At 41.2% G+C, this 17,281-nt stretch carries 15 protein-coding genes and 1 riboswitch; of the genes, 4 read left to right on the top strand and 11 right to left on the bottom strand.

Annotation, left to right across the window (positions count from 1 at the left end; all coding sequences use genetic code 11):
* Positions 1-38: 38 nt before the first annotated feature.
* Both NSQ43_RS06100 and NSQ43_RS06095 read right to left on the bottom strand, forming a co-directional pair.
* Positions 39-1,838, bottom strand: coding sequence for a sulfatase-like hydrolase/transferase (locus NSQ43_RS06100; RefSeq protein WP_339253944.1), 1,800 nt, complete (start codon positions 1,836-1,838; stop codon positions 39-41).
* 133 nt (positions 1,839-1,971) lie between these two features.
* Positions 1,972-2,898 (bottom strand): polysaccharide deacetylase family protein, encoded by a 927-nt coding sequence (locus NSQ43_RS06095; RefSeq protein ID WP_339253942.1) that lies wholly within the window; start codon positions 2,896-2,898, stop codon positions 1,972-1,974.
* Positions 2,899-3,349: 451 nt separating this feature from the next.
* Between NSQ43_RS06095 and NSQ43_RS06090 the strand changes: the two genes are divergently transcribed.
* On the top strand, positions 3,350-3,577 hold the full coding sequence (locus NSQ43_RS06090; RefSeq protein ID WP_339253940.1) for a hypothetical protein: 228 nt from the start codon (positions 3,350-3,352) through the stop codon (positions 3,575-3,577).
* A gap of 212 nt (positions 3,578-3,789) precedes the next feature.
* Here the strand turns inward: NSQ43_RS06090 and qoxD are convergent, their stop codons facing one another.
* The 4 genes from qoxD to qoxA are packed head-to-tail and all read right to left on the bottom strand — an operon-like array spanning position 3,790 to position 7,567.
* Positions 3,790-4,071: a cytochrome aa3 quinol oxidase subunit IV gene (gene qoxD / locus NSQ43_RS06085; RefSeq protein ID WP_339253938.1), complete on the bottom strand. Its 282-nt coding sequence runs from the start codon at positions 4,069-4,071 to the stop codon at positions 3,790-3,792.
* A 1-nt stretch (position 4,072) separates the two neighbouring features.
* Positions 4,073-4,669: a cytochrome c oxidase subunit 3 gene (locus NSQ43_RS06080; protein ID WP_339253936.1), complete on the bottom strand. Its 597-nt coding sequence runs from the start codon at positions 4,667-4,669 to the stop codon at positions 4,073-4,075.
* Complete coding sequence (gene qoxB / locus NSQ43_RS06075) at positions 4,656-6,614, bottom strand: cytochrome aa3 quinol oxidase subunit I (RefSeq protein ID WP_339253934.1); 1,959 nt, start codon at positions 6,612-6,614, stop codon at positions 4,656-4,658. Before qoxB ends, NSQ43_RS06080 begins: the two co-directional genes overlap by 14 nt.
* A gap of 44 nt (positions 6,615-6,658) precedes the next feature.
* Positions 6,659-7,567 carry a cytochrome aa3 quinol oxidase subunit II gene (qoxA, locus tag NSQ43_RS06070; RefSeq protein ID WP_339253932.1) on the bottom strand — a complete coding sequence of 303 codons (909 nt, stop codon included), beginning with the start codon at positions 7,565-7,567 and terminating at the stop codon, positions 6,659-6,661.
* Between the two features lie 328 nt (positions 7,568-7,895).
* Here qoxA and NSQ43_RS06065 point away from each other — a divergent pair, with 328 nt between their 5' ends.
* Entirely contained in the window at positions 7,896-9,167 is a 1,272-nt protein-coding gene (locus tag NSQ43_RS06065; protein WP_339253931.1) for a TolB domain-containing protein, read from the top strand.
* A gap of 165 nt (positions 9,168-9,332) precedes the next feature.
* Here the strand turns inward: NSQ43_RS06065 and arcC are convergent, their stop codons facing one another.
* Together arcC and NSQ43_RS06055 are read right to left on the bottom strand one after the other, a co-directional pair.
* Positions 9,333-10,271, bottom strand: coding sequence for a carbamate kinase (gene arcC, locus NSQ43_RS06060; protein ID WP_339253929.1), 939 nt, complete (start codon positions 10,269-10,271; stop codon positions 9,333-9,335).
* 111 nt (positions 10,272-10,382) lie between these two features.
* Positions 10,383-10,940 carry a DUF4256 domain-containing protein gene (locus NSQ43_RS06055; protein WP_339253927.1) on the bottom strand — a complete coding sequence of 186 codons (558 nt, stop codon included), beginning with the start codon at positions 10,938-10,940 and terminating at the stop codon, positions 10,383-10,385.
* Between the two features lie 137 nt (positions 10,941-11,077).
* Between NSQ43_RS06055 and NSQ43_RS06050 the strand changes: the two genes are divergently transcribed.
* Complete coding sequence (locus tag NSQ43_RS06050; protein ID WP_339253925.1) at positions 11,078-13,150, top strand: S9 family peptidase; 2,073 nt, start codon at positions 11,078-11,080, stop codon at positions 13,148-13,150.
* Positions 13,151-13,280: 130 nt separating this feature from the next.
* Positions 13,281-13,697 carry a hypothetical protein gene (locus tag NSQ43_RS06045; RefSeq protein ID WP_339253923.1) on the top strand — a complete coding sequence of 139 codons (417 nt, stop codon included), beginning with the start codon at positions 13,281-13,283 and terminating at the stop codon, positions 13,695-13,697.
* 63 nt (positions 13,698-13,760) lie between these two features.
* On the opposite strand, the gene NSQ43_RS06040 is transcribed toward NSQ43_RS06045, so the two are convergent.
* From NSQ43_RS06040 to NSQ43_RS06030, 3 genes are all read right to left on the bottom strand, one after another.
* On the bottom strand, positions 13,761-14,954 hold the full coding sequence (locus NSQ43_RS06040; RefSeq protein WP_339253921.1) for a M20 family metallopeptidase: 1,194 nt from the start codon (positions 14,952-14,954) through the stop codon (positions 13,761-13,763).
* A 120-nt stretch (positions 14,955-15,074) separates the two neighbouring features.
* Positions 15,075-16,025: a lipoyl synthase gene (gene lipA, locus NSQ43_RS06035; protein ID WP_339253919.1), complete on the bottom strand. Its 951-nt coding sequence runs from the start codon at positions 16,023-16,025 to the stop codon at positions 15,075-15,077.
* 15 nt (positions 16,026-16,040) lie between these two features.
* Positions 16,041-16,814 (bottom strand): lipoate--protein ligase family protein, encoded by a 774-nt coding sequence (locus NSQ43_RS06030; RefSeq protein WP_339254817.1) that lies wholly within the window; start codon positions 16,812-16,814, stop codon positions 16,041-16,043.
* A gap of 146 nt (positions 16,815-16,960) precedes the next feature.
* Positions 16,961-17,067: riboswitch (TPP riboswitch) on the bottom strand.
* Positions 17,068-17,281 lie beyond the last annotated feature (214 nt).

The following is a 17,281-nucleotide window of genomic DNA, read 5'->3' as shown; positions in this document are numbered from 1 at the left end:
GCCTTGCATGCAAATACGCTTGCAAGGCCTTTTTTATTCTAACACTCGCCTTTAGCATTCCCGCTTGTCGGATAAAGTCTTTTCTGTTTGGCCTGTTCCTCAAGAATTTTTAGTAATGTATGTTGGATGAACTTTGTTTCCGGTGTTGCATATTTGGGGTGTGCAAGGTTTTTTTCCTCATATGGATCTGCGGTAACATTGTACATTTCATATTGTACTAACACGGGTTCCGTTTTAGTCGTAACGACGGAAAGGACTGCCTCGCTTGTATCGGAAATTGGGAAAGTCCCTTTCGTTACCGTAATTTTATCCTCTACGTTCGGCTCGCTCCAAAACTGTGGATTGTCGTAGTAACGAGATAGTTTCCATTTTTCCTCGCTATTATTCTCTCCTGTTTTCAATGTCGTAATAACGGTCTCTAAATGATTTGGTTGCGTAACAGACTCATATGGTTTACCAGTTAGCGTAACTTGATTTAACCCTCTTGAAAACTCATCATCCGTCATGAAATAAAGTGGTTCTTTGGATCGCGAAAACGTTCTCTTTCCTTTTAAAATTGGTGTTAAATCGCGCCCAACAAGCGGATGCACCTCAGTATGATCCCGCCTTAGTTTATCCTGAACATAATCACTTGGAATATCAGCAAGCGCTAATAAGGTAGGAATAATATCAACATGACTTGTTAATATGTTAGTTTCCTCTCTTCCTGAGAAGAGTTTGGGGCTGTGGACGATTAATGGGACATGTAAAGATTCCTCGTATGCATTATGCCATTTTTGAAACAAGCCACCATGCGAGCCTAATAAATCACCGTGATCGGATGTGAAAACAACAATCGTATCCTCATAAAAGATTGATTTTCGAAGTGCCTCAAACACTTTAAACATTTCATCATCCACTTCTTTTTGAAGTGAAAAATAGAATCGTCTGAGAAAATCCGTATCGAATGTCGGTTGCAAAGCCAATTGGTACGTATCTCGATAACTCTTCTGGGCAGTCGGTTTTGTATGAAGACTTTCACCGGCAGTTGGAGCGGGAGGAATTACCGGCACGGAAGGATCTACTTTAAAGTTGAACGTTGGAAGCATACGAGTGAATAATCCAAGTAAAACAATGTCGTGGGGATTGACGAAGGATGAGACGATTAGCCAAGGCTTGCTTTCTTCTGTATGCCCCTTCTCGAGATCATTCAATAGTGACACGACTTCTTCAGCATAGATTACGTCACGCCCACTTACCCCACTCCCTGCGGATGATCCGGAATTCCTTGGATCGCTGCCATGTGGTTCGGGACCTATCCATCCTGAAAATCCAAATGGTTCAAGGCGATTGGCTCGTTCATACATCCGGGTATTCTCACGGTTCGGTGCACCCGTATTCGGATCATAACTTGACAATGAATCATGTGTACCTGGTATCAATATGTCTTCTTCGGATATATGCCATTTCCCTTTCCAAAAAGTACGGTAACCCGCGGTACGGAAGTAATCACCAAGGGTCGGCACGGTATTCGGGTCGAGCCAAAACAGATCAGCATCAAACGAACCTTTCGCAGCACCCGGTGTTTGAGTCACGCCGTGAAGGGACGGGTACTGGCCAGTAAACAATGTCGCCCTACTTGGGGCACAAGCTGTACTTCCAATATAATGATTGGAAAACCACATTCCATTATCACGAAGAAGTTCATGTGTTTTCAAATGCGTCTTCCTCCATTGGCTGAGTTCTTCGTTCTCATAGACAAGTGGGTAACGCTCTTCATCAACAATGATGAAAAGGAAATTCGGTTTCTTCTTTTGTCGTTTCACGCCATCGGACTGATTTATAGATTCTTGCGCCAATTCTACACCCTTTCTACCCTAAAAATCATGCTCTTCTATTTTATGTATGACTTAAGGATTGGGTGCATTGCCTATTCGGGGTAGGATTACAAAAAGAAAAGCCCTACATCAAATGTGGGCTTGTTGTGTGACATCAATCTATCCTTTTTTCACTCATGAGATCACTTACCGTGCCTATGTGTAGTCCTTTTGATTTTATTTCCCTAATCATCCTGTCCAAGCCTTTAGCTACAGGATCAGTCGGATGCATTAGTATCATCGAGCCGTTTTCCACTTTGGAGACAACTCGATTAACCATTTCAGTAGGATCAGGTTTTCTCCAATCAACTGTATCAACCGTCCATAATATCGTTTTCATCTTTAACTCATGCGCTACATCTATTGTTTGTTGATTGAAACTTCCGCTTGGAGGTCCAAACCATTTCGTTTGAACGTTCAGCGTTTCAAAAATGATATCATTTGTTTTTGTGATTTCTTCCATTGTCTCGGACCTTGAACGTTTCTGAAGATCAGGATGGCTGTACGCATGGTTGCCAATTTCATGGCCTTTGTTATAAATCATCTTAGCGAGATCCGGATTCTTTTTCGTCCAACTGCCATCAAAGAAAAATGTCGCTTTCACTTCTTGATCATCTAATATTTTGAGGATAGGTGGGATAAATTCATCGCCCCAAGCTACATTAATGAGTAGTGAAACCATTGGCTTTTCTGGATTCCCTCTGAAAATCGGTTGAGGCTCCAAATCGTCTAAATGAACGGCAGGCGGTATTTCCACAAAAACGAGCATTGATTCATCATATTTGCCTACCTTCTTCATCTTTTTATAACTCTTTTCAACATCAACTTGGAGTCCGTTATATCCTGGGATTGCCTTCCAAACCCTATCAATTTTTGCATCAATCGGTTTTACTTCATGCTGTTCACTTTTTGACTGAATCTCTTTATATAATGCATCCTCCTGAATCTTGGAGTTAAGAAACGCAGCATTACCTGATGCCGAAAAACTTCCAAACCCCACTATGAAAATGAAAACAAGAAGTAGCCAACCTTTTTTTGTCATAGCAAGTCCTCCACCTTTAATATGTTGGCTTTAAGATTCCCTTGACTTCAGGAACTATACTTGTCCCAAATGACAGTTACTGGCTTAACCAACAGCGCTAAGAAGAATATTTAATAGGCCAAGTTATCGTGGTGCATAACCCTACCCACTGTAGAATAAAGTTGAATATATCATGCAAAGGAGTGATTGAATGGCGAAGTGCAAAAAATGTGGTGCTGATAAATCCAAATGTAATAATTGCAAGAAGTGCTGAAAACAAAATACTTAATAATCAAGTAGGAGGCCAATCATTTACGATTGACCTCCTACTTTTTGTATATACATACATTTTAGATTTAATGTCATATACCAAACCCTAAAAGGGCATCCAAGGCCTGAATGTGACAAAATCCAAAATAGTGTTTGACAACTTTGTGAACAAGGTAAATAATATAGAAAAGGGGTGTTGGTAATGGATTCCAAGTTAAAAATGTTGAATGCAGTAAAAATAGTCGGGTTCACCATCCTTACCATCGGAATCGCCATATTCTTATACGGTTTTTTCGTAAGCGATTACAGCGCCATTACAGGCGTAGGAATTGGTACAGTAATGGGAGCCATTTTCATTTTCCTAATGGGCATCTTCTTCGTAGCAACAGAAGAAATGCAAGAAAAAGTGAAAAGACAACTCATCCAATAAAATTCAAAAAAGGGAGAACCCATGTGGGCACTCCCTTTTTTTCTATTTTCTTTCATTTTATATATTGGAAAATAATCTCTAAGGATTGAAGCGAAAGGCGGCGACTCCAGCAACCCCTGCCTTAATTTCTGCAAAAGGCGCGCAGAAATACGGCAAATCGAACTCTTCGTGGTTCGATTGGAAACCGTCCGCCTGTAGCGCAAATCCAATTATTACATATCCCATACCAATATCAATAACGTTCCAAAAATCGTGAACAACGCTATAGCAATCCCATAATAGATGTTCATATAAATCATCGTCTTATCCTCTGACTCCCCTACATGCATAAAACCGACCAACTGCACAGCCGCTTGCACAAAAGCAGTAACCAAAAGAATCGTAATCCCAACAACAAAAGACACATCCATGAAATAGACAGTCAACGCTGCCGCCGTCAGAACCAACGAAAAGACGAAGCCCATCACTTGTTTACGTGGGAATAACTCACTCATCTTACATCAATCCTTTCAAATAGATGAAGCTGAAAATGAAAATCCAAACAACATCTAAGAAGTGCCAGTAAAGCGAGAAGATAAACGACTTATTCGCCGTTTGAGGCGTAATGCCCTTCTTCTTCACCTGCATCATGATGAATAATCCCCAGAAAAGACCAACTGTTACGTGAGCCCCGTGCGTCCCCAAAGTCGTTAATAAAATACCAGTGAAGGCACTAACCTGAAGACCCGCACCAACATGCGCATAATGCATGAACTCATAAATCTCAACACCAAGGAACGTAAGACCAAGTAGCAATGTAATTCCAAAGAAAGTCAACATGGCATTCTTTCGTCCGATTCTCATTGCATGGATACCAAGACCAATCATGAAACTACTTGTTAACAGCACTAACGTTTCAATAAGAACAGGAGTGAGCTCAAATATCTCTGCTCCTGCCGGCCCATTTCCAATACGGTTTTCCAATGTGAAGTACGTCGCGAAGAGGGTTGCAAAAAGCATTACTTCGGCGCCAATGAAAACCCAGAAACCGAATATATTCATCTTATTTTGTTCAGTTGCATATTCAAGAGGAAGCGAGTTATCTATTTTCATCAGCCAACACCTCCCAATCTTTTTCCGTAGCTTTAATATCTTCAACAGAAATATAATGTCCATCGTCTTTTTCAAATGAACGATAAGCCATACAAGCGAATATTGCTATCGTTGTAATAATTGCCGGGATCCACATGCTAAATACGAGCGAGAAGCCCCAGACGAAGAAAATACAGCTCATGATAAACGGCATACCGCTATTATTTGGCATATGAATCTTTTCGATGTCACCTTTAAAGATCGGCTTCCCTTTTCTTTTAAGGTCCCAAAGCGCTTCGATTGAATCGACTTGTGGAGTCCTTGCAAAGTTATAAGATTGGACTGGAGTTTGCGTCGCCCACTCAAGTGTACGAGCATCCCATGGATCCGAACCGATGTCCCTTGAAGAATGGCGCACGCTATAGTAAACGTTGTAAACGATCAATGCAAATCCAATCGCAAGTCCGATTGCGCCAACAAAAGAAAGCATGTTCAATGGACCAAATCCAGTTGCTTCAGAATATGTGTACATACGACGTGCTTGTCCATCGAGTCCAGTGAAGAACATCGGGAAGAATGTAACGTTAAAGCCAATTGCAACAAACCAGAATGCCCATTTTCCGATACGTTCGTTCAACATGAAGCCGAACATTTTCGGCCACCAATACGTTAGACCCGCAAGCATCGCGAAAACAACGCCTGGAATGATTGTGTAGTGGAAATGCGCGACCAAGAACATCGTATTATGGTATTGATAATCGGCACTCGCCATCCCAAGCATAACCCCTGTCACCCCACCGATTGTGAAGATCGGGATGAATCCTACTGAGTAGAGCATAGGAACAGTAAATCTGATTTTCCCTTTTCGCATCGTCAACAACCAGTTGAAGATTTTGATACCGGTTGGAATCGCAATCGCCATTGTCGTGATGGAGAAAATACTGTTAGAAAGCGGTCCTTGTCCCATCGTGAAGAAATGGTGCATCCATACAAGGAATGAGAAAAACGAAATGATCACGATTGAAGCGACCATTGATGTATAACCGTAAAGATTTCTGCGTGAGAAAGTGGAAATAACTTCACTATATATACCGAATGCCGGCAATATAAGTATATATACTTCCGGATGCCCCCAAACCCAGAATAGGTTCGCCCAGAGCATGTCCATTCCGCCATTCGTCATCGAGAAGATATGTGTGCCGAATAGCCGGTCCATCGTTCCAAGTAAAAGAGCGATTGTCAAGACAGGGAATGCAAAAACGACGATTGCATTTGTGATTAAAGCAGTCCATGTGAACATTGGCATTTTCATCAATTTCATATTAGGTGCTCTCATTTTGAAGATGGTAACGATAAAGTTAATACCAGATATTAATGTACCAATACCTGCAATCTGGATAGATAGCATGTAGTAGTTTGTACCAACTGATTGACTGAAGTCATTCCCTGCGAGTGGGAAGTATGAAGTCCAACCAGCATCAGGAGAACCTCCGATGACGAAGGAGATGTTGAATAGCATTGCTCCCATGAAGAACAGCCAGAAACTAAGTGCGTTTAAACGTGGGAATGCTACATCACGTGCTCCGATTTGCAGAGGTACGACAAAGTTCATTAATGCGTATATGAATGGCATTGCCATGAAGATGATCATGACAACTCCGTGTGTTGTAAATACCTCATTGTAATGTTGTGCGTCTAATAGAGTGTTATCAGGGACGGCAGTTTGCGCACGCATCATGAGTGCGTCGACGCCTCCGCGGAAGAGCATGAGTAATGCGGAGATGAGGTACATGATACCGATCCGTTTATGGTCAACCGTTGTTAACCATTCATCCCATAGATATCCCCATTTTTTGAAATAGGTTAAGCCTATGACTATTGCAATCATCGTTAGACCGATCGCAACCATTGATGCGTAGATTGCGGGGCTTGGATGAGGTATGGCAAATCGATCAAAGTAATCCATTCTTGTTGTACTCCTTTCGAAAATCTATAAATAGATGAAAGCTATTAATGACCTGAATGGTTTGTGTCTTCATCTTTATGTGCATGTTCAGAATCATGTTCAGAATCGTGTTCGTTCGATCCGTGATGATGTCCTTCAGGTGGTGGTAAGAACCCTAAATGAGTTCCGCTGAATGTTAATTGGCCAAGGTGACCTGGTTCTAATAATTCTTCGAACTTTTCTTCAGTAAGGGGTTCAGCATTCGCTTTTACATCCTCAACCCATTTATCAAATTCCTCAGGAGGCATTGCCTCTACGTGGAAAATGTTTTCCGCAAAGCCCTTCCCACTAAAGTTTGCGTTTCTTCCCATATACTCACCTGGTACTTCCGCAGCGAGGTGCAGAGTAGTGATCATGTCTGACATCGCGTACTTTTGTCCGCCTAATTGCGGAATCCAGAAACTTGTAATCGGACCGTAAGAGTAAAGTCTGAACTCCAACGCACGATCTGTTGGGATATATAAGTAGTTCACTGTTTCAATATCTTCTTCGGGATAACTGAAATGCCACTTCCAGTCAGAGGATGAAGCATAGACAACCAGCGGTTTTTGATCCTCATATCCTTTTGGAGTCGCCTCAACTTCATAAGTGGATTTGACCGTAACAATTGAAAGGAAAATAATAATTATTACTGGAATAGCAACAATGATTGTTTCAACAATCGGATTTCCTTCAATATGTGGTGGCTCATAATCCTCACTTTGCTTTGAAGCGCGGTACTTAAATACGACATAAGCCATCAGTCCGAAAACGGCAAATACTACGATAGCCATCGTCGCAATTGAGATCCAAATGACATTGGCAGTCGTTTCAGCTTGCGGACCTTTTGGGTCTAAAACCATTAGTGGTTCACATCCCGCCAATACTGATAGCAGGGCAAAAACCAAACTTAAAAAAGACCATTTCTTTATCATGAAGAATCCCCTTCCTATTAATATATAAGCTGTTAAACAACCGAATTAATGAGTGACATAACATCATGGTTTTTATATTAATAGAATGAAAAACGAAAAACAATTAGATGAACCACACTTCACATAAACTTCACCAGATAACGAAAAACACTGTCACCAAACGTTCATTATTCAGTAATATAACGGACACATTTCATTTTTGTTACCGTTTTTTATTTTGTTTAAAAATAAAAGATAATCATAAAATATATAGAGATTCTTGCCAGTTTTTCACATGCTTACTTCGTTGGTTAACGGAAATCCTATAGTAGGAAAGGTGTTGATAAATATGAAGCTATTTCAAATACTGTTCGTTTTATTTCTTGTAACACCACAGGTCTTTCATGCCGACATATCCACAGATCAGGTGAAAGTTGCTTTTACACGCAGTGGCTATCTTTTTGTTAAAACAGAAGGTAAGGAAGAAAAAATAACCAAGGAAAAAGCTGTGTATCCCTACCCACCGGAATGGTCGTATGATGGCAAATTGTTGCTATACCAAAAACTTGTGACCGATTCTCCTGATGATCCCGATAAAATGTCAAATGAGTTATGGGTATATGATGTAAAAACTAAAAAGCATCAAAAAATATTTTATAACGGCAATAATCCTCAATGGTCACCAACCGAGAATATTGTTTCCTTCAATGCGGGGGGTGTTTTAAATATTTCCGATTTGAAAAACTTCTACAATATTGCATTAGGGGTAGATGATTATATATGGCAGCCCGACGGTAAAGGTTTCATTGCTTCTTCCGGAGCTACTCTTCGACCAGACGGTTGGACCCATACCATCCTTTATACAATTTCAATAGAGGATGGGTATAAAAACATTCCCGACGTGATGAATAACGGTAAAAAACTATTCGCCATCCCGAAAGAGGTCAAAAAAGATGATGTCAGCGTCATTTCTATCGGTGCTGAAAAACTCACCTTCTCCCCCGATGGAAAATGGATTTCCTTTGTCATTTCTCCCACTGCCTCATGGTCGATGGACAGCGATATGCTTGCGGTCATTTCTGCTGACGGAAAAGACTTTGAAGTGATTGACGAAGTGATTTTGGAGTTCACTCCCAAATGGGCATATACGAAAAACCTGCTTGGATACATAGCAGGCGGAGGACGGATTGTCTTCGGCTTTAAAAATAAGGATATGAAAGTAACGGAGATACCCGCTGATTCAACTGTAAACCTGACACCAAAGAATTATGCGGATTTGGGATTTACATGGATTGATGATAATTCACTTGTTGTTTCGAGAGTTCGTGAAACCGAATGGTCGAATGATCCGAAAAAACGTCCGAAACCTGTATTGTGTTTTGTTTCATTAACTGGAGTACGGCAACTCCAAGTGACAAATCCTCCAAATGGTGAAGGAGATTATCAGCCACAGTTCTTGCCTTCAATTGGAAACCTGTCATGGCTTAGAAAAAGTGATTTTGCAGAGGGACACGGAGATTTATGGAAAGCGGAGCGAAACGGGGAAAATGCGGAACTTTGGATTAAAGATGTAGAGTTATACTCTATTTATCAACAACATACAAAAACGGGTTCTCAATGAGAACCCGTTTTCGCAATCTTTACCAACCGCGCGCGTTGGCGTAGATTATCACTTTCTGTTTAATGCATTCATGAGGTTTTGACGCTGTTCTTCAGTTGCAACAAATGTGAGAATCCCTTTAAAATATTTCTTGTATAGCTACGTACCTGGCTGTCACAATTATGATTATAGAGTTACACGTGTACCTGTTTTGCCTTCAAGTGCATCTTTTAGCTTGTCGATTGAAGTAATGACGACGTTTTTGCCGCCTTCTTGCAAGAATAGAATAGCTGCTTCGATTTTCGGACCCATGCTTCCTTTCGCGAAATGGCCTTCTTCCATATAACGAAGAGCTTCTTCTACTGTCAATTCAAACAGGTTTTGTTGTTGTGACGTTCCGAAATGGATTGCCACTTGTTCAACACCTGTTAAGATAAATAGGTAATCTGCTTTTACTTTTGCTGCAAGCAATGCGCTTGCGAAGTCTTTATCGATTACCGCATCTGCACCTTTTAGAATGCCGTTTTCTTCAGTGACGGGGATTCCGCCACCACCAGCTGTAATAACAGTGATTTCTTTGTCAAGAAGCGCTTCGATTACTTCCTTCTCAACAATTTTTACCGGTTTTGGAGAAGCAACGACACGTCTATATCCGCGACCGCTATCCTCGATGTATGAGATCTTTTCTGTTTCAAGGATTTTGTCCAATTCTTCTTTTGTGTAGAATGGACCAATCGGTTTCGTCGGGTTCGCGAAGGCTGGATCTTCTTTATCTACGACGGATTGTGTAACAACCGTTGCGATAGGTCTGTTAATATTACGTTCCACCATTTTGTTTTTGAACACTTGTTGGATCAGATATCCAAGATTTCCTTGTGTTTCAGCATTCAAAACATTCAAAGGATAAGCAGGAATAACTGATTCTGCCATTTGGTTTTTAATTAGCGTATTACCGACTTGAGGGCCATTCCCATGAGTGATGACAACTGTATTGCCTTCTTCGATCAAGTCAAGAACTGGACCGCTACTTTCACCGATGTTTTGAATTTGCTCCTCAAGTGTACCTTTTTGACCTTCTTTAATAATCGCATTTCCGCCGATAGCTAAAACGATTTTTTTACTCATCGTTACCTCTCCTTTACCCTTTACCCTTAAAAATCATTTCAACAAAGTATATAATAGATAAGTAGAGAGGGACAAGAACGTTATACTAAGCATTTTAAATTTACTATCGAATCAAATTCTTAATGATCCACGGAAGCCCCTTGCCGCATAATAAGAATCTGCGCCGTTATGGTATGTAAACACAGTATCATAACGCCTGTCGCAGAAAAGGGCTCCTCCAAGCTTTCTAATATCTGCAGGGGTCTTCACCCAACTGGATGTTTTCAAATCGAAATCCCCCACTTTCTGCAACTTCCAGTATTGTTCTTCTGTTAAGATTTCAATCCCCATTTCGGCTGCCATATTCATCGCACTATTTTCCGGTTTATGCTTTTTTCTTGCTTCAAGAGCTTCATGGTCATAACAAATACTTCTACGGCCTTTTGGACTTTCCGTTGAGCAGTCATAGAAAATATATTCATCCGTCTTTTCATCATACTCTATAACATCCGGTTCCCCTTCGGTCCTTTCCATTTCACTAAGCGCCCAAAGTTTCTCTGGATTCGCTTCAAGCTTTTCTTTTACTTTCGCCCACTCAATCCCCCTATGTCGATCCATAAATTTTTCAAAACGCGCTTCCAATACATTAAGCAATTCTTCACGTTGGTCTTCAGGTAAAATGTTCGTCATACTATGTCGCTCCTTATTTGACAGTTATCGTAATTTTAGTACAGAAAATGCAAATAGTACACCAAATTGTCGAATTAAGAAGGATTTCAGATAGCTTATACCGAATTATTACGTATATCGAAAGGAGTTGCTTCAACTTGAAACCACCTATAGCAAAGCGCATTCCCCATCCTCATGAATTGCATGGCGATGTACGGGAAGATGATTATTATTGGCTGAATGAGAAAGAAAATCCTGAAGTCATCCAGTATTTAGAGGAAGAAAACAAGTATTTTGAAGAAATCATGCTACCACTTGAGGATGAAACAAATCGAATCTATCAGAGCATGATTGACCGTGTTCCTGATTCAGAAGTAAATGTTCCTGTGCAGCATGGACAATTTTTCTATTATTCACGTTTGGATAAAAGCAAACAATATCCAATCTATGCACGTAAGCAGGCGGCAAGCCGCGATCTACTTGAAAATGTACAGGAGGAAATTGTACTCGATCTGAACGAATTAGCAGTTGAAGATGGGTATTTAAGTGTCACGGCACAAAGAATGAGCACGGATCATAACCTTCTTGCGTATTTGGAGAATCGTGATGGCACAGACCGATGCACCATCCATATTAAGAATATGAAGACAGGCGAACTGCTACCCGACCGGATTCCTAATGTCTATTTATTCGGCAGCATGGAGTGGAGCAGGTCCGGTGAGTATATTTTTTACACGACGGTCGATGAGCACCAACGTCCTTATAGATTGTGGCGTCATCGTTTAGGAACTGAAGTAGATCAGGATGAGTTGGTCTACGAAGAAGTCGATACGACTTTCACGCTATTCATCAGCAAGTCGCAAAGTCAAAAGTTCATATTTGTTCATTCACATTCGAAAACATCGAATGAGACTCGCATGATCGATATGGATTCACCACTATCCCCGTTGCAGCTTTTTGATGCACGACGTCCCGGCATTCTATATGATGTCGAGCATTGGGGCAATGAATTGTTAGTCCTGACAAATGAAAATGCACTGAATTTCAAATTGCTCCGTTGCCCTCTTGATGATTGCGGGTCTCGAACGACTGTTGTCGAACATAGCGAGGCACGCTATCTTCAAGCCATGTATCCATTCAATAATTCGCTTCTTATCGCAGGAAGAGAGAATGGACTCACTCAAATTTGGAATTTACAGGATGGTAAATTGGATCAAATCGATTGGGATGAGCCGCTATACACTGTAGCAGTATTATCCAATCAAAGTTATGAGGCGGATGAAGTTTTAATTCAATACGAATCGTTGCTTACACCTAAAACGACTTACGGATTGAATCTTAAAACTGGAGAGAGGAAGTGCTTGCAGGTTGCACCTGTTAGCGGTCACTATGACCGCTCTCGTTTCCGCCAAGAACAACTTTGGGCCACAGCGGAAGATGGCGTGAAAGTTCCGTTGACGGCTGTTTACTTGGAAGGTGCTCTTGATAATGGACCTGCTCCGTTGATTCTTTATGGGTATGGTTCGTATGGTTCAAATAGTGATCCACGCTTTGACCCATATCGACTTCCGATTCTTGAAAAGGGTGTAGTGTTTATCACTGCACAAGTTCGTGGTGGATCAGAAATGGGACGTGGTTGGTATGAGGATGGCAAAATGCAAAAGAAACGTAACACATTCACTGACTTTATCGCGGCGGCGAAACATCTTATCGATAAAAACTATACAACTTCTGAAAAGATGGCGGCCCGCGGAGGCAGTGCTGGAGGCTTGTTAGTCGGTGCGGTTGCTAATATGGCAGGCGATTTGTTTAAGGTGATCATTCCAGCAGTTCCTTTCGTCGATGTTGTGACGACGATGTTAGATACTACAATTCCTCTTACAACACTTGAATGGGATGAATGGGGCGACCCACGTAAACCGGAAGACTATTTTTACATGAAGTCGTATAGCCCGTACGACAATGTTGAAGCAAAAGATTACCCGCATTTGTATATCACGACCGGTATTAACGATCCACGCGTCGGTTATTTTGAACCAGCGAAGTGGGTTGCGAGGCTAAGATTGTTAAAGACTGATGATAATGTCATTGTGATGAAAACGAATATGGGTGCCGGCCATTTTGGTAAGTCCGGACGCTTCAATCATTTAAAGGAAGCTGCTGAATGCTATGCATTTGTACTTGATCGTCTTGGTGTACAAGCTGAAGAAGGAGTATCGAACCCTCGTTAATCGGGGGTTTTTTTAGTAAGCAAATTATCTCGAGCACCATTTAACTCATTACACTTGTCCAAGCCACCTTTCCTTTTAAACATATTTATAGGGTAGTCCAAATCGAAAGGAGGGAAATCATATGGGTTTAATGGGATGTTGTGGAATTGCGATTGGGGTTAATGCTAGTCCTCTTCCTGTCTTATCTCCAGACAGCACGGAACAGCTTATTTCTACGGTGACGATTACTGTAGATGATGCTGATGATGTTGTAAGATTAATGGCTTCAATTTGGTCGGAAATTCAGTCATCAACAGTAAACTCAACACCTCTTCGGGGTAATACAATGACGTATTATATCATTCGTACCTCGGATAATGCGTCAATCAGAGTCGTCGAAGATACAGATTTCGATGAGCTGACTACTACTTTTACAGCTTTTGACACACCTGGCGCAGGAACGTTTACTTATAACCTATTCGGACGTATTCTTCGTTCGACTGTTCCAGTACAAACTGAATCGATTAGATCAGTTGATTTTACTGCCGAAGAACTTAGCCTTAATTAATAGGCAGTAAACTTTAGGGTGCATGATTGCATGTGAGTTGCAATCATGCAGCCTTTTTTGAACTTAATTATCACCACCACAGAAGGACACTACTACAGCTGCCATCGCTTTGGCAGAAATGATTAGGCTTTTTTCATTAATATTAAATTTAGGGTGATGATGTGGATAAACTTCGCCGGATTCCGGCATAGCACCGACATAGAAGAAACATCCAGGTACTTTTTCAAGATAATATGCAAAGTCTTCCGAAGGCGGCTGCGGTGGCGTTTCCTCTATAGCCTTCACTTCCGGTATGGAGGCATGGAAAAGAGCTTGCCGCACTTGCTCAGTCACATCCGGATCATTATAGAGAACTGGATAATCATTTGTGTACTCAAATTTGGTTTTCACCCGGAATGATGTTTCCAATCCATCTGAAAAATTGCGTAACCCATTTGCTACAATTTCCCGAGTTTCTGGAGACATCGTCCGTACATCACCCTCCAATGTAACTGAATCTTTAATGACATTAAATGTACCTTTGCCATCAAAATTGCCAATCGTTATTGAAGCTGTGTCAAACGGATTAATCCTACGACTTACAATCGTTTGCATATTCATAACGAAGGAACTTGCCGCCACAATCGCATCATTCGCAAGATGTGGGGATGAACCATGCCCACCTTTCCCCTGAATGACTAATTTAAAATAGGATCTTCCCGTCTGGGTATTCCCACTGCGATAATGAATAGTACCTGTTTTCATCGTACTCATGACATGAATCCCTAAAATCGCATCTACACCTTTAAGAACGCCTGCTTCAATCATCGCAAGTGCCCCACCCGGTGGCTTTTCTTCCGCAGGTTGGTGAATCACTTTAATGATTCCAGTAAGCCGATCTTTAAATTCAGCTAGTGTTTCCGCCAATACTAACATATATGCGGTATGGCCATCATGACCGCAAGCATGCATGGCCCCTTCATTTTTCGACGCAAAAGGTAGACCCGTTTCTTCCTTAATAGGTAAAGCATCGAAATCAGCACGGATGGCAATTGTTTTTCCAGGTTTCGAACCTTTTATCGTTACAACGATTCCACGCTGTCCACCGAAATTCGTCTCAATTGAATCCACTTGGACATCCGTATAAAAATCACTTATGTACTTGGCCGTCTCTTCTTCCTCAAAAGAGAGTTCAGGGTATTGATGCAGATAACGTCGAATCTCAATAATGCGGTCTTTTTTTTCATCAAGCCTTTTCATTAATTCATCTAATAGCAATTTCAGCCCTCCTTATCATCGTCAATTTCCCCTGTAAAAAGGGTTGCTAAACAAGAGTGGGGAATTTCATCAATAATAAAAAGGCACGGATTAAATTACCTTTTCCGTGCCTGCAAATTATCATTCGAAAAATGTTATATCGATTTGCTTATCTTCCTGCTTTTCATACCCTTGCATATATTTAATCCTTCGTTGGGCTGCAGTTGCACTCACTTGTTCATCTGCATGATAGGATGAGCGAACGAGTGGACCCGCTTCACAATGGCTGAATCCTTTTTCAAGAGCTATCTTTTTCAGTTCAGCAAATTCATCGGGATGATAATACCGTTCGACCGACAAATGTTTTTTAGTTGGTTGCAAATATTGGCCAATCGTCATGATATCGACATTATGCGCCAATAGATCATCCATTGCCTGAATGATTTCTTCTTTTGTTTCCCCTAAACCGACCATAATGCTTGACTTAGTAGGAGTGTCAGGTGCAATCTCCTTAACGCGTTTCAATAACTGCAATGATCTGTCATAGGTTGCCCGAGCACGAACCCGCTTCGTCAAACGGCTGACGGTTTCGATATTATGGTTGAATATATCCGGTTTGCTATCCATCAATGCGAAAAGGCTTTCATAATCACCCTTCATATCTGAAGGCAAGATTTCTATCGTACACCCTGGATTTTTTCTGCGTATCGCCCTAACAGTTTCTGCAAATACAGCGGCACCGCCATCATTGAGATCATCCCTTGCGACAGCCGTAACCACGACATGTTTTAATCCCATGATTGCTACGGAATCAGCAACACGCTCCGGCTCATTCCAGTCTAATTCGTTCGGAAGCCCAGTTTTAACCGCGCAAAAACGACAAGCCCTTGTGCATGTATCCCCTAAAATCATGAAAGTTGCCGTTTTACGTTCACTCCAGCATTCATGGATGTTCGGGCATCTTGCCTCTTCGCAAACTGTATTCAGTCGATTTTCCCGCATCATTTTTTTAATGCTTTGATAGGATTCGTTTGTATTAATCTTCGTTTTCAGCCATTCAGGCTTACGTATGTATTCCTGCTGTTTTGTCACGGATCATCTACCCCTTCAGTCTATGGATTGTACAGAATGTATTCCTTGTTCATACTTGCTGCTTGCAAGTTGCCTGACTTCTTCCCACTGTTCTTCAGTAAGTTTAAAAGGTTTCAGCGTAATGCCGAGCCCGGATTGAAAACCTGATATGAATGCTTGTTTCAACTCTTCATAAGAATGTTTTCTATTTGTAATCTGGTTGATCGTGATAACTTTTTCCTTAAATGCATTTTGCTTCTGTTGCCTTTTTTCTTTTGATGAATAAATGAATACATCAAAGAGCATATCCTCATCAATGCTCATCGGGATAGATCCGTGTTGCAGTAAAACGCCTTTTTTTCTTGTTTGTGCATTTCCTGAAATTTTCTTACCATCTACAATCATTTCATAGTAGGCAGTTTTTTCGAAACAAACCGCAGTCTGATTCTTTTTACTCTGTTTTTCATGCGGAATCGCATAATCCGCTTGAATTCCAAGTTGTTTGTATCCCTCAAGAAGCCCGTGAGATAGGACATAATAGGCTTCCACGATGGACTCGGGAATTTTCGGATGATCTTCTGATACGACAATACTGTAAGTCAATTCATCGTCATGTAGGACCGCACTACCTCCCGTCATACGTCGCACAAATTGACAGCGATGATGCTCCAACGCATTGAAGTCAATCACCCCGTCGACTGGTTGAAAGCGTCCAACCGTAAGGCTCGGAGATGACCAACCATAGAAGCGTATAGTTGGCGGGATTTTCCCTTGGCTATGCCAGTGAAGTAGCATTTCATCGAGCGCCATATTGATGGCTGCATCATTAAACCCGCTATCCAAAATACCCCATGTTTCACTCAATTCGTTTCCCCTCCATAAAACGCGCACTAAAAAACCACTTTCTTTTTGCATAAAGAAAGTGGTTATATTCGAAAATTAAAGTAAACAGAAAAATTCCCGATGTACCACTTCCCTACGCTGATTTAACCAGATCAGGTTCTAAGGGTCCCAAAGTCACACTTTAATCTCAGCCATTCAAATGGCACCCCTAATGGTAAAAAGTATTAAGTTTTCCAATATCACTTCGATATTATCTTAACATTACTAAAATGGTTGTCAAGATGATATAGGAACCAGTTAATAAAATACCAACTGCAGCATTCCAATCACTACGAGCTGCCCTCGTATTGGTCCTTCACATTTAGCATCTGTAATCGGGTCCTGTAAGTCGATGATCGTCGCGCCCTCCTTAAGTCCAGGCACCATCCTTCACA

It is taken from the genome of Sporosarcina sp. FSL W8-0480 (assembly GCF_037963765.1).
Classification (GTDB): Bacteria; Bacillota; Bacilli; order Bacillales_A; family Planococcaceae; genus Sporosarcina.
This window is presented reverse-complemented; position numbering and strand designations above follow the sequence as displayed.

Bases quoted from the DNA above. Each gene is read 5' to 3' on its own strand.
- NSQ43_RS06095 (WP_339253942.1), bottom strand. From the start codon at position 2,898: ATGACAAAAAAAGGTTGGCTACTTCTTGTTTTCATTTTCATAGTGGGG.
- NSQ43_RS06090 (WP_339253940.1), top strand. From the start codon at position 3,350: ATGGATTCCAAGTTAAAAATGTTGAATGCAGTAAAAATAGTCGGGTTC.
- qoxD (WP_339253938.1), bottom strand. From the start codon at position 4,071: ATGAGTGAGTTATTCCCACGTAAACAAGTGATGGGCTTCGTCTTTTCG.
- NSQ43_RS06080 (WP_339253936.1), bottom strand. From the start codon at position 4,669: ATGAAAATAGATAACTCGCTTCCTCTTGAATATGCAACTGAACAAAAT.
- qoxB (WP_339253934.1), bottom strand. From the start codon at position 6,614: ATGGATTACTTTGATCGATTTGCCATACCTCATCCAAGCCCCGCAATC.
- qoxA (WP_339253932.1), bottom strand. From the start codon at position 7,567: ATGATAAAGAAATGGTCTTTTTTAAGTTTGGTTTTTGCCCTGCTATCA.
- NSQ43_RS06065 (WP_339253931.1), top strand. From the start codon at position 7,896: ATGAAGCTATTTCAAATACTGTTCGTTTTATTTCTTGTAACACCACAG.
- arcC (WP_339253929.1), bottom strand. From the start codon at position 10,271: ATGAGTAAAAAAATCGTTTTAGCTATCGGCGGAAATGCGATTATTAAA.
- NSQ43_RS06055 (WP_339253927.1), bottom strand. From the start codon at position 10,940: ATGACGAACATTTTACCTGAAGACCAACGTGAAGAATTGCTTAATGTA.
- NSQ43_RS06045 (WP_339253923.1), top strand. From the start codon at position 13,281: ATGGGATGTTGTGGAATTGCGATTGGGGTTAATGCTAGTCCTCTTCCT.
- NSQ43_RS06030 (WP_339254817.1), bottom strand. From the start codon at position 16,814: ATGGCGCTCGATGAAATGCTACTTCACTGGCATAGCCAAGGGAAAATC.